We start from the raw sequence: 12559 nt of genomic DNA, 5'->3' as shown, positions 1-12559 counted from the left end.
TATATGTTTGATTTGTATACCTCCTCTACTCCAAACGGCTGGAAAGCCTCCGTCGCCCTTGAAGAAATGCAATTACCTTACGACGTGCACAGCATCAACTTAATGGAGCAGGAGCAGAAAACCCCAGCGTTTTTAGCCCGCAATCCCAATGGCAGAATTCCCGTGCTGGTGGACAAAGACGAAGACAACTTTGCTATATTTGAATCTGGCGCAATCATGTTGTATTTAGCCGAAAAGACTGGTCAGTTTATTCCCAGTGACGCCAAAGGGCGCTCTCAAGTCATTCAGTGGCTTATGTTTCAAATGGGCGGTGTAGGGCCAATGATGGGCCAAGCCAATGTATTTTATCGTTACTTTCCCGAGAAGATACAACCCGCTATTGACCGATACCAAAAAGAAGGCCGGCGATTATTCGAAGTATTAGACAATCAACTCGCTAAACATGAATTTCTCGCCGGGGATTACAGCATCGCCGATATGGCAAACTGGTGCTGGGTGCGCACGTATGAATGGTCAGGTATCGATATTTCAGGTCTAGATAACTTGGTACGCTGGAAGAACAGCATTGAAGCAAGACCTTTAGCACGCAAAGGCACGCAGGTGCCCGATAAAATAGACAAAGAAACATTGGTGCAAGGGGCGCAAGCTATTGTCACTCGGTAATTCCTTTGGCGCAGAACAATGGTTATATCAAGGACAGGGTAATGTCTAAATTACGCTCGTTCTTTGATATAACGAGTTACGGCATATACCAGCACTGGGATGAACACGACAAAGCTTTGCCCAAGATTAAAACCTTCACCACCGACATTCCAGCGGAGCTGGATATAGAATTTGGTTTTATCATTAATTGTAAAAAGGCCAAGGGTAAAAAGCTCACATATTGCATTTACCACCCCGATATTCCCGACGATAAAGGGCAAATCATGTCCCCGTTTGAAGGCGAGGTATATGTAGATAACAACGACTGGGACTTCTACCTAGGCGACACCATCTGGCCCCCCCTAGAAAACAAACTAGGAGACTGGCGAATGGTTATCGAACTCGATGGAAAGGTACTAGCCGAAAAAACCTTCAGTGTCCTGTTAGAGCATGGCGACGGCGAAATTCAATTTTGGAAAAAACGTGGATATTGATTAAATAAAACAGCTAATATTTGGGGTAATGCCAGAAGCGTGTTTGAAGTCCCCAAAAAAAAAGCCCTCGTCTCTAGTATCCATTTTCGCTCTACCTTCGAAACATCTCAGCTGCATTAAGGACGGGCAAAGCCCAAAATTAACAAACATAAAAAAAGCGCCAAATTGGCGCTTTTTAAACAGTTTTTAAAACCAGTGCTAGCCTAGTTTTTACCCGTCTCATTCTTCATGTACTTGAAGAAGTCACTGTCAGGCTCAAGTACGATAACGTCTTGCTTGCTGCTGAAGCTATTTTTATAAGCATCCATACTGCGTAGGAAGTTGTAAAATTCAGCGTCTTTGGTATAGGTTTTAGCATAAATCTCAGCGGCTTTTGCATCCCCTTCACCACGTAGTTTACGGGCGTTACGTTCAGCATCGGCTAGCATTACGGTCACTTTCGCGTCCATATTTGCTTTGATAAATTCCGCCTTTTCTTTACCTTCAGAGCGATGCTCACGAGCAACTGCGTCACGTTCAGTGCGCATACGTTGGAAAATATAGTTACGGACTTCTTCTGGCAAATTAATTTGCTTAACGCGCACATCAACAATCTCAATGCCAAGCTCATCTGAGCTGTCGCCTGCTTGTGCCATTGCTTCGTCCATCAACTCCGAGCGTTCGCCAGATACAATCTGTGAAATGGTACGAGTACCAAATTCAGAGCGTATTCCGTTGTTCACTTTTTGTTGCAGTAAGATCTCGGCATTATCTTTGTATCCACCTGTTGCTAAGTAGTATTTAGCAAAATCTTTGATTTTCCATTTTACATACAAATCAACGATTAAGTCTTTCTTCTCTGAGGTAACAAAACGGTCGGCTACTTCATCCAAGGTCTGAATACGCGAATCCAATTTAATGACGCGGTCAATCAAAGGTAGCTTAAAGTGAAGGCCAGGTTCGAAAACAACGGTGACACCATTGTCGCTGTCACGTTGGACTTTACCAAACTGAATAACAATGGCTTTTTCACCTTCGTCTACAACGAAAAGTGAACTGAAAACTAACGCGCCAAGGGCGATGATGATAACTAATATGAAATTTTTCATCGCTTAGTTTCTCCCACTACGTGAACGGTCACTGCGGATATTGCTATCTTGCGTAACATTGCTTGATACGGGATCCTGATTACGCAAACCTTCTAAGGTACTTCGATTTGTTGAAGGTGCGTTACTGGCATTTTGTTTTTCCAATATTTTGTCCAATGGTAAATACAGCATGTTGCCACTGCCTTTTGTATCGACCATGATTTTACTGGTATTGGAATACACAGATTCAAGTGTCTCAAGATAAATACGGCTGCGGGTAACTTTAGGTGCTGCTTGATACTGAGGCAGTAATTCTTCGAATCGGGCGATTTCACCTTGCGCTTTTAAGATTGATTGTTCTTTATAAGCTTGGGCTTCTTCGGCCATACGATTTACTTGACCACGGGCACGAGGCTCAATTTCACGTGAATACGCTTCGGCTTCATTGATAAAGCGTTGTTCGTCTTCTTGTGCTGCAATCGCATCATCGAAGGCCGCTTTAACTTCTTCCGGAGGACGTGCATCTTTAAAGTTCATATCAACAATAGAGATACCCATATCATAAGGTTCAATAATAGCTTGTAATTCTTCGCTTACATTCTGACGAGCAACTTCTCGGCCGCTGGTTAGAACGTCATCCATTTTAGAATGGCCCACTACGTAACGGATTGCGCTATCAAAAGCCTGACTTAAGCTTGTTTCTGGGCTCGTTACCGAGAAATTGTACTTATAGGGCTCTAGAATTCGATACTGCACTTCCATTTCTACGCGCACAACATTTTCATCTTGTGTAAGCATAGAGCCAGAAGATGGCAATGAACGAACAGTTTGTACATCGACGGGTAGCACAGAATCTACGAAGGTCGGTTTCCAACGCAAGCCAGGCTCAACGAAGTGACTAAACTCACCAAAACGCAAAACGACACCACGCTCGGCTTCACGAATGGTATAAAAGCCACTGATAAACCAAACAATAACTAAAAGCCCCACTACAAGACCTAAACCTAGACCAAAGCCTTTGCCGTCAGAAGAACCGCCTTTTCCGCCTCCAAATTTGCCGAACTTATTTAAGATATTCTTAAACACTTCGTCTAAATCTGGTGGACCTTGGTCGCGACCACCGCGGTTTTTCCACGGATCGTTATTGTTACCGCCGGGCTCATTCCAAGCCATCATTACTCTCCAAATAGTTAATCATATTTATTCTGTTAAAAAATTCAGCATTGTTAGGCTTCTAGCTCATCTACAATGTAAGTCGTTAAATCTGCATCTGCGTGCTTAGCTAAGCGCTGCCAATCTGCTAATGGCATATGTATCTCTACTAACCAGTCACCATTTTCGGCGTAAGATTCTGCAGAGATGCAGTTTAAATTAAATAAATCACCTCGTAGTTTACCTTCTTGCGGAGGAATACGTAACTGATGGCGAACCATGTTGTTTGCTAAGCAACCACTTAGCGCTTCGAACAATAATTCAGTCCCTAGGCCTTGTTGGGCTGACATCCATACTCTGGTTGGTACGCCATCTTCGTCTCTATCAATCCGTGGCTCAACACCATCCATACGGTCGATCTTGTTACAAATCATTAATTGCGGTATTTCGCTCGAGTCTATCTCGCCTAACACCTCGTTAACCTGATCGATATTCTCACGAAATTGATCATCAGAATAGTCAACCACATGGAGTAATAAATCTGCCTGTTGGGTTTCTTGTAACGTTGCCTTAAATGCTGCCACTAAATCGTGGGGCAGGTGACGAATAAAACCAACCGTATCAGCTAAAATCGCTGGGCCTACATCACGTAATTCAATGCGTCTGAGCGTCGGATCCAAGGTAGCAAACAGTTGATCCGCAGCATATACATCAGATTCGGTAATCGTATTAAATAACGTCGACTTTCCTGCATTGGTATACCCGACTAAAGCAAGGGTAGGGATTTCAGCGCGTACTCGTGCTCTACGACCCTGTTCTCGCTGCTTCTGAACTTTACGTAAACGTGCTTGAATGCTCTTAATACGAGCACGAAGTAAACGTCGATCAGTTTCTAATTGTGTTTCACCTGGACCACGTAAACCAATCCCGCCTTTTTGTCGTTCAAGGTGGGTCCAACCGCGAATAAGGCGAGTTGACATATGTTTAAGTTGGGCGAGTTCAACCTGTAACTTACCTTCGTGAGTACGCGCGCGCTGAGCGAAAATATCTAATATTAACCCCGTGCGATCAAGTACCCGGCACTTACATAATTGCTCTAGGTTACGTTCTTGTGAAGGCGATAAGCTGTGATTAAAAATAACGACGTCAGCTTCGGTTGCTCTGACGGTGTTCGCTATTTCCTCTGCCTTGCCACTGCCGACAAAATAACGGGTATGGGGGACACTACGGCTGCCAGTTACGACATCAACCGCGTTTACTCCCGCAGATGTTACCAACAATTGAAGTTCGTGAAGATCTTCTTTGCTGTTGTCATCAGAAAAATTAATATGTACTAATACAGCCTGTTCGCCTGCTTCATAACGATCAAACAAGCCGTTCTCCTGAAAACTTCACTAACTATTGATTCTCGTCACTATCCGCATGGGGATTAGTCGCCGCAACCGGTAACGCTCTCGAAGGAACGACGGTAGAAATTGCGTGCTTGTAAACCATTTGGCTGACGGTGTTTTTAAGCAAAATGACAAATTGGTCAAATGACTCGACTTGACCTTGCAATTTAATCCCGTTAACAAGATAAATTGATACAGGAATACGCTCTTTGCGTAGCGCATTTAAAAATGGGTCTTGTAAAGACTGCCCTTTAGCCATCATTTATCCTTTCTTTTTATTATCAAATTCGTCTTTTCGCTCAGTATACAGAAATTAAAAAGGCTGTATAGATCACGGCTCACGTACGAATTCTGCTGAGTTTCATAACATTAGTCAAATTGTCTTTTGAAAAGGTGTCCAACCAATGTAAGTTTTGCCAACTGCGTAACCATGTCAGCTGACGTTTTGCTAGTTGTCTGGTGGCCGCAAGGCCTTTTTCTCGCATTTCTTGGTAATTATTTTCACCATCTAAGTATTGCCACATTTGTCGATACCCTACACAGCGCATCGATGGCAAATCGAGGTGTAAATCTTCCCGCGCTTTTAGCGCTGCCACTTCGTTTTCAAAGCCCGATTGCAGCATGATGTCAAAGCGCTGCGCTATCCTATCGTGTATAACGTGCCGGTCTTGCGGCGCTATTGCGAATTGCGAAAAATGATATGGGGCCGAAGGTTGTTTATTTAAACTCAGCTCAGTCATAGATTTACCGCTAATCTGATAAATTTCTAACGCGCGACTCAATCGTTGTGGATCATTGGGGTGTATACGCTTGGCTGAAACTGGGTCTATCTCTTGCAGAGTCTGGTGTAGCGCTTGCCAACCAAATTCGTTGGCTTTTTTTTCTATTTCTGCTCTGACCAGTGGATCTGCTTGTGGCAAAGTGGATAAACCTTCCGTTAATGCCTTGTAGTACATCATTGTACCGCCCACTAATAACGGAATACGTCCACGCTGAGTAATCTCTTGCATTGCACCAAGTGCGTCACTTCTAAACTCCGCGACTGAATAACTCTGCACTGGATCTAGAATATCGATCAAACGATGAGGGGCTTGCGCTAATTCCTGTGCACTAGGTTTCGCTGTGCCAATATTCATATCTCGATAGATTAACGCCGAATCGACACTGATTATGTCGCATGGCAAGGCCTGACAGAGCTCTATGGCCAGCGCTGTTTTACCTGAAGCCGTTGGGCCCATTAATAAAATTGCTGGTGGAAGATTCTGCTTATCAGTGTTTTTGTTCGACATGGGCACTTATCAGTTTAGCCAGTGGTAATGTTACGGCTACATTTATTAACGAGTCTAGTGCTTGGGGCACAACGCATAGCTCGCTCCATACTTGCTGAACTTGAAGTGGGGTAAGTTTGGGTGAATACAATGCGATACAGCGAAATAAATGTTCTCTTAATTGCTGTTCGTCACTAAATGACTCGTCAAATAGTGCGGGCAAAATGTTAGCCCACGGTAAATGACGCATCCCACTCGGGACTTTTCGTAAAATAATGCGCTTCTGGCTCCAGCCAATATCGACTCTATTATTCAAAAGAGGCTCATATATTGATTGAGCGCGTGCCAGTATAGATTTGTCAGCAGTGATAGAAACAGGCATTAACAAGGGCTGAGTAATCGCGTTTTTTTCATCAAATGACAGAGCTATATGTGCCTCGAGTAAGGTATTAATCCCTACGAAATAGTGTCTCTCATTATAAAATATCAACACACTTTTATCGTCCAGGGGAACACAGAGTGAAATATGATCTAAGGAATTCGGTGAGGCTGTGTCAAGATCAACACTGCTGCTCATGAGTTGCTGATAACCTATCAATGCTTGTGCTGACAAGTTATTGGATGACTTGGTGCTTTTACCTGGTGCGAAGCTTCTATTGCTTGCTCGCTGAGTTCCCCCATGATGTGCCATTGTGCCAGAAGGTAGATAACTCTGTTCATCTTGGGTCTTTATAGTTCGCCCTTGGGAATCACTGGCTGATGAACGGTTGAATTCATTTATCTCATTAACCTGTACATGATTAGACGTGAGTGGTTCACGGACGAATTGATGACTGGATTGGTCTTGCGCTTCTATCGATGCATTTTCTGATGGGCCAGTTGAGGAGCCCTGCAAAGGAGTGATGTAGTTATGTTGGGGGGGCACTTCCGCTAATTCGCTTGGGCCGTCTTGTACTGCGCCACTGCTAAAATATTGATTTATGCCGTCGGAAATTGCACGAAAGATAAAGTCGTGAACTAAACGAGCTTGATGAAAACGAACCTCATGCTTAGCGGGGTGAACATTTACGTCAACCTCATGATGGGGAATATGCAAATACAACACATAGTTAGGGGATGTCTCTGGATTAATTGCCCCTTCAAATGCTTGACGAATAGCATGGTTAATTAACTTGTCGCGCATCATGCGGTCATTTACATAAAAGTACTGCACATCTGATTGTCGATCAGCCATCTCAGGTGGTGCTATCCACCCTGTCAATTGCATCTCTTGATAGTGGGAGTCTAAGGCGATGGCACTATGAGCAAAATCTTTATTACAAATGGCGGCTAAGCGTTTTAGGTGATCAGTTTGCACAGTTAATGCGGGGTATTTACGCAGAAGCTTACCATTATGTTTCAGGCTAAAGCTCACATCAAAACGACTCAGTGATATACGTCTTATTACCTCATCTATATGATTAAATTCAGTTTTTTCAGCACGTAAAAACTTACGCCGCGCGGGGGTATTAAAAAATAAATCGATTACTTCAACACTGCTACCATCGGGATGCGCGACAGGATTGAGCTGCACTTGCATATCTCGGCCTTCGGCGTGAGCCTGCCAAGCTTGTTGTTGCAGCTTGGGTTTCGACGTTAGGGTTAAGCGTGCAACTGAGCTAATACTCGCTAGGGCTTCGCCACGAAAACCCAAGCTGTGGATATGTTCTAAATCGTCCAAAGAGCTTATTTTGCTAGTAGCATGACGACTAAGCGCTAACGCGAGTTGGTCTTTTTCAATTCCACCACCGTTGTCACGAATACAAATGCGCTTATGACCGCCTTTGTCGATTTCAATATCGATCTGACTGGCACCTGAATCCAAGCTGTTTTCCACCAGTTCCTTGACCACGGATGCGGGTCGTTCGACCACTTCACCGGCCGCAATTTGGTTAGCAAGTTGTGCAGGGAGAATGCGAATAGTTGCGCTGATGGCTGACAAAAAAAGACCTTATATAAAACGAGTTGCTAAAAATAACTCTATTGTAAGACGAACTAGGTGCGGGGAATAGTCAAGACTTGGCCTATGCGCACGACGTCCGAATTCAAGTTATTGGCTGCCTTGATAGCCCCTACATTGACATTGTATCTTTTAGCTAGCAATGATAGAGATTCACCGCTGCTTACTCTGTGGGTACGATTATGGCGTTTTTGTTTGGCCCATAATGAATCGTCTGGCGGAGACTCAGTGAAATGCGTTTTAACGGCGCCAAAAATAGACTGTGCCAGTTGCTGACGGAAGGCAGACCAATTTAAATTTTTCTCTTCGGTCGGATTAGAAATAAATCCGGTTTCGACCAATATAGACGGAATATCTGGGGCAGTTAATACAGCCAGACTTGCTGCCTGAGGTATTTTTTTGTGCATCTTGGTAATGCCACGCAGTTTGGTGATCACTTTGCGACTTAGGTCATAACTGGTAGTGAGTGAGTGATCCATCGACATATCTAAAAGAGCTTGGGTTAAATAACGCTCGCTTGCTGTGTCTTGTATGACTTCAGCTGCCCCACCAAGTAATTCAGAATGTCGTTCTGATTTTTCCATCCAGCGGCCTAACTCAGAATTTGCTCTGCGCATGGACAGTACCCAAACCGATGCACCCCTAGGTTGAGGAGTGGTGAAGGCGTCAGCATGGATAGATATAAGTAAATCTGCCTTGTGTTTGCGAGCAATATCGGGACGCTTATTAGGAGAGATGTAATAATCACCTGAGCGGGTCATAACGGCTGTCATACCGGGTTCTGCATCAATCAGTTTTGCCAAGCGCTGGGCTACATTTAAAGTGATATTTTTTTCAAACGTGCCCCCACGTCCTATTGAACCTGGGTCTTCTCCACCATGGCCTGCATCAAGCACGATAACGATATCGCGAGACCGCTGAGAGTTATTATCTTTAACGACCGTAGGTGCGTTTTGTGGTGCATTTTTATCATCTAAGTCAATGACTAAACGGTTGCGATAAGGCTCTGTCGGCGGTAAAGCGAAAAGGGCAGTCTCAAGCTTTCGGTTTAGTTCAATGACCACACGAATACTACCTTTGACTTTGGCGGTTGAATAACGCAGTTTTTTAACTAGCGGGCTTTTACTGGCAAGTTTGGCAAAATCAAAGTTTTTTTCGGTATTGGCTAAATCAATTACTAGGCGTTCAGGATTGCTCAAGGTGAAGTAGCTATAATCTGGGGTATCTTCCAAATCAAACACAATCCGCGTACTTCCTGGTGACGGCCAAATTCGAACGCTGTCAATGGCATTTTTGGCGTAACTAACAGGAACGACGAATAGCAGCATTATGCTGAGGCTCCCTGCTAATATTTTTTGCCAAAGGTACGTCATTTTTGGGCCAAATCGCTCAGTAGTTTTTGTCCGTATTCGTTATTTGCTTGCACAGTTATCGAACGACTATCATCAATAAATTCAATACTAATGTGTAAATCTGCCGCTGCCAATAGGCCGTAACCTTTATCTGGCCATTCGATCAAACAGATACAGTCATCGTCGAAATAATCCCGAATACCAATATATTCTAGTTCTTCTGGGTCTGACAGACGATAAAGGTCAAAGTGAAATATGCGCCAGCCGTTAATTTCGTAAGGTTCAACAAGCGTATAAGTTGGACTTTTCACTCGTCCAACGTAACCCAGACCATGAATAAACCCGCGACAGAACGATGTTTTGCCGGCTCCCAAATCCCCTTCAAGATAAATAACCGTAGCGGTACTGCAAAGGATTGCGAGTTTTGCCGCTAGTTCAGTGGTGGCCTGTTCGTCCGCCAAATAAAATGAATGCTTCATGTGGGATTAACTAATACTCGTAAAGGTTCAAATAAATCGCTAGCAAGCATACCACGTTGACCATATTGTTGGGCAATGATATCCGCTGCGGCTCCATGTAAACATACACCATATAAAGCTGCTTCGGTGGCGTTCATGCCCTGTGCTAGTAGTGCTGCAATAATTCCAGTTAGCGTATCACCCATACCTGCAGTTGCCATACCGGGGTTCCCGTCGCTGCTGATCCAGCTTTGCTCGCCATTACTAATGATACTGCCAGCGCCTTTTAAAACGCAGACCGTATTATATCGTTTAGCGAGCGATTGGGCTGCTTTAAGGCGATCTTGTTCTACATCTGACACACTACAGCCAAGCAGGCGAGAGGCTTCACCCGGATGGGGGGTTATCACGCAATGCTGTGGTGATAACACGGAATTAAAGTCATACTGTGACTGTGCGAGTAAGTTAAGCCCATCAGCATCTATTACACAGGTTTTTTGTGCGGATTGAAGGTGCGCCATCGTCTCATTGAAAAGCGCTAACGCCCACGGGTCAGTTCCTAGTCCGGGGCCAATAGCTAAACACGTTGACCATGTTAACTGGGTGCTAAGTTCATCGCAGGCCAACATCAGTTCGGGTCGTCCCATTGATATACTCAACCGGCTATCTGCATGGCAATAGGCTCGCACCAGTGCTGCCCCCGTACGCAAGGCCGCTTCGCTCGTTAGACGCAACGAGCCTGGCATACCGGTATTAGCTCCGATTGTAAGCAGTCTACCAAAATGGCCTTTATGAGCATTCGCTTGTCGTTTTTCTAATTTTGGCAGTTGCTCATAACTGACTAAATAAGCGCTTGGTTGGGCAATTTTGTTAAAACTCAGCGCAATATCTAAATCATCGTATATGAGTTTACCCGTATACACTTTACCTTGTCCGGTGTGCATGCCTTGCTTTTTAGCAACGAGTGTCACTGTGCAGTTAGCGTGTACACATGTACCTAATGGCACGCCGGTATCTGAATCTAATCCCGAGGGCACATCTATGCTGAGTATAGGTAAGTCAGTTTGATTTAATGCGCAGATGAGTTCACTGGCATCGTTTCGAACCTGTCCTTTTAATCCTGTACCAAGTATCGCATCGACGATAACATCAAAGCTTTTAAAATCAATATCTTGCCAAGGGCTTATCGTCCCTCCCGCTGTTATCCAAGCCTGTTGGGCTGTATTGGCATCCCCAGACAGCACTTTATACGGATTAAGTGCTGCGACGGTTACTTGCCAGCCAAATGATTTCGCTAGAGTGGCCACCACATAACCATCGCCCGCATTATTACCCACCCCAACTAACACTAAAATATTGTGGGCATAGGGATAGGTTGCTTTTAAATGTCCGAAAACACCCCGCCCAGCGCGCTGCATCAACATATACATGCTAAATCCACACGGTTGTGCGGCGGCAGCTTCGTGCTCGCGTACCTGCTGCGCGAGAAAAACTTTCTGTGATAAACTGCTCGGCGCCCAATTATTCGTCAAGGTTGATAATGTCTTTTGCACAATATGATCTCCATCAGTTAGCCCAAAATATCAAGGCTTGGGGCGAAGCGCTAGGCTTTCAACAGGTTGGGATTGCGGATGTTGACTTATCTGCCCATGAAGAGAAACTTCAAGCGTGGTTAGATAGTGGCTATCACGGGCAAATGAATTTCATGGCGGAGCATGGAATGAAACGCGCTCGACCAGTTGAGTTGCTACCAGGTACCCTTAGAGTCATTAGCGTGCGTATGGATTACTTGCCACCCGACGCGAAGTTTGCTCAAACCCTAAAAGATAAAGACGTAGCGTATATCAGTCGTTATGCGCTTGGGCGTGATTATCATAAATTATTACGTAATCGTTTAAAAAAATTAGGTGAAAAAATTCGTTCACAATGCACCACTGTCAACTTTCGGCCCTTTGTAGACTCAGCTCCTGTGCTGGAGCACGCCTTGGCACAAAAAGCGGGGATTGGCTGGACCGGAAAACATTCATTAACGCTCAATCAGCAGGGCGGTTCATGGTTTTTCTTGGGCGAGTTATTTATTGATATCCCATTACCAGTTGATGAGCCCGCAGTTGAACAATGCGGTAGCTGTAATGCATGCATCACTATTTGTCCTACACAGGCGATAGTTGCACCCTACGTTGTAGATGCCAAACGTTGTATTTCATACTTAACCATAGAGTTAAAAGATGCGATCCCTGAGGAATTTCGGCGTTTATTAGGTAATCGTATTTACGGCTGTGACGATTGCCAACTGATTTGTCCATGGAATCGTTATGCCCAACTAACGAACGAAAGTGATTTTCATCCTCGTCAGGTGTTGCAAGATAAAACCTTAGCTGAGTTGTCCTATTGGGATGAAGCAACGTTTTTACAAAAAACAGAAGGTTCAGCCATTCGACGTATAGGTCACGAGCGGTGGCAGCGTAATATCGCGGTTGCTTTAGGTAATGCCCCATATTCGCAATCGACTTATGTGGCACTTAACACACTTGCCACACAAGGCACTGAGCTTGTTCAAGAGCATGCTCGGTGGGGATTGAAAGAGCAGGACCAAAAGCGTGGCCAACACATAGAAGCAATTGATATTAGCTTAGCAGAACAGGATATTAATTTACTGCCCAAACATTCTCAACGACTCAATCAGCGCTTGATACGCAGTATAGAGAAAGGTCTAAAAAGAGACGCATAGAGCTA

Annotated in this window: 12 protein-coding genes; 3 read left to right on the top strand and 9 right to left on the bottom strand. The window is 44.5% G+C overall.

Features of this window, described 5'->3' with window-relative positions; genetic code table 11:
* Positions 1-3: 3 nt before the first annotated feature.
* On the top strand, positions 4-663 hold the full coding sequence (locus GQS54_RS18515) for a glutathione S-transferase N-terminal domain-containing protein (protein WP_166425411.1): 660 nt from the start codon (positions 4-6) through the stop codon (positions 661-663).
* A gap of 41 nt (positions 664-704) precedes the next feature.
* A complete protein-coding gene (locus GQS54_RS18510) occupies positions 705-1136 on the top strand; it encodes a DUF3859 domain-containing protein (RefSeq protein ID WP_166425410.1) in 432 nt (143 codons plus the stop codon).
* Between the two features lie 203 nt (positions 1137-1339).
* On the opposite strand, the gene hflC is transcribed toward GQS54_RS18510, so the two are convergent.
* The 9 genes from hflC to GQS54_RS18465 form a co-directional block, all read right to left on the bottom strand.
* Entirely contained in the window at positions 1340-2224 is an 885-nt protein-coding gene (gene hflC / locus GQS54_RS18505) for a protease modulator HflC (RefSeq protein WP_166425409.1), read from the bottom strand.
* A 3-nt stretch (positions 2225-2227) separates the two neighbouring features.
* On the bottom strand, positions 2228-3376 hold the full coding sequence (gene hflK / locus GQS54_RS18500; RefSeq protein WP_166425424.1) for an FtsH protease activity modulator HflK: 1149 nt from the start codon (positions 3374-3376) through the stop codon (positions 2228-2230).
* Positions 3377-3429: 53 nt separating this feature from the next.
* Positions 3430-4728 (bottom strand): ribosome rescue GTPase HflX, encoded by a 1299-nt coding sequence (hflX, locus tag GQS54_RS18495; protein ID WP_166425408.1) that lies wholly within the window; start codon positions 4726-4728, stop codon positions 3430-3432.
* Between the two features lie 25 nt (positions 4729-4753).
* Positions 4754-5005: an RNA chaperone Hfq gene (hfq, locus tag GQS54_RS18490; RefSeq protein WP_166425407.1), complete on the bottom strand. Its 252-nt coding sequence runs from the start codon at positions 5003-5005 to the stop codon at positions 4754-4756.
* Positions 5006-5084: 79 nt separating this feature from the next.
* A complete protein-coding gene (gene miaA / locus GQS54_RS18485) occupies positions 5085-6035 on the bottom strand; it encodes a tRNA (adenosine(37)-N6)-dimethylallyltransferase MiaA (RefSeq protein ID WP_166425406.1) in 951 nt (316 codons plus the stop codon).
* On the bottom strand, positions 6016-7995 hold the full coding sequence (mutL, locus tag GQS54_RS18480; RefSeq protein ID WP_166425405.1) for a DNA mismatch repair endonuclease MutL: 1980 nt from the start codon (positions 7993-7995) through the stop codon (positions 6016-6018). The genes miaA and mutL overlap by 20 nt, the downstream gene beginning before the upstream one ends.
* 53 nt (positions 7996-8048) lie before the next feature.
* The gene (locus GQS54_RS18475) at positions 8049-9341 is read right to left on the bottom strand and encodes an N-acetylmuramoyl-L-alanine amidase (RefSeq protein ID WP_205967826.1); all 1293 of its coding nucleotides are present in this window, start codon (positions 9339-9341) and stop codon (positions 8049-8051) included.
* A 41-nt stretch (positions 9342-9382) separates the two neighbouring features.
* Positions 9383-9844, bottom strand: a complete 462-nt coding sequence (gene tsaE / locus GQS54_RS18470; RefSeq protein ID WP_166425403.1) for a tRNA (adenosine(37)-N6)-threonylcarbamoyltransferase complex ATPase subunit type 1 TsaE — start codon at positions 9842-9844, stop codon at positions 9383-9385.
* The gene (locus GQS54_RS18465) at positions 9841-11376 is read right to left on the bottom strand and encodes an NAD(P)H-hydrate dehydratase (protein ID WP_166425402.1); all 1536 of its coding nucleotides are present in this window, start codon (positions 11374-11376) and stop codon (positions 9841-9843) included. The genes tsaE and GQS54_RS18465 overlap by 4 nt, the downstream gene beginning before the upstream one ends.
* On the opposite strand from GQS54_RS18465, the gene queG reads away from it, so the two are divergent.
* Positions 11364-12554: a tRNA epoxyqueuosine(34) reductase QueG gene (queG, locus tag GQS54_RS18460; RefSeq protein ID WP_166425401.1), complete on the top strand. Its 1191-nt coding sequence runs from the start codon at positions 11364-11366 to the stop codon at positions 12552-12554. The two genes, GQS54_RS18465 and queG, sit on opposite strands and share 13 nt — an antisense overlap.
* Positions 12555-12559 lie beyond the last annotated feature (5 nt).

The sequence above is a fragment of the Paraglaciecola sp. 20A4 genome, assembly GCF_011378905.1.
Classification (GTDB): domain Bacteria; phylum Pseudomonadota; class Gammaproteobacteria; order Enterobacterales; family Alteromonadaceae; genus Paraglaciecola.
The sequence above is the reverse complement of the archived record's forward strand: the minus strand, read 5'-3'. Positions and strand labels throughout refer to the sequence as shown.

Bases quoted from the DNA above. Each gene is read 5' to 3' on its own strand.
- GQS54_RS18515 (WP_166425411.1), top strand. From the start codon at position 4: ATGTTTGATTTGTATACCTCCTCTACTCCAAACGGCTGGAAAGCCTCC.
- GQS54_RS18475 (WP_205967826.1), bottom strand. From the start codon at position 9,341: ATGCTGCTATTCGTCGTTCCTGTTAGTTACGCCAAAAATGCCATTGAC.
- miaA (WP_166425406.1), bottom strand. From the start codon at position 6,035: ATGTCGAACAAAAACACTGATAAGCAGAATCTTCCACCAGCAATTTTA.
- tsaE (WP_166425403.1), bottom strand. From the start codon at position 9,844: ATGAAGCATTCATTTTATTTGGCGGACGAACAGGCCACCACTGAACTA.
- hfq (WP_166425407.1), bottom strand. From the start codon at position 5,005: ATGGCTAAAGGGCAGTCTTTACAAGACCCATTTTTAAATGCGCTACGC.
- hflC (WP_166425409.1), bottom strand. From the start codon at position 2,224: ATGAAAAATTTCATATTAGTTATCATCATCGCCCTTGGCGCGTTAGTT.
- hflK (WP_166425424.1), bottom strand. From the start codon at position 3,376: ATGGCTTGGAATGAGCCCGGCGGTAACAATAACGATCCGTGGAAAAAC.
- GQS54_RS18510 (WP_166425410.1), top strand. From the start codon at position 705: ATGTCTAAATTACGCTCGTTCTTTGATATAACGAGTTACGGCATATAC.
- queG (WP_166425401.1), top strand. From the start codon at position 11,364: ATGTCTTTTGCACAATATGATCTCCATCAGTTAGCCCAAAATATCAAG.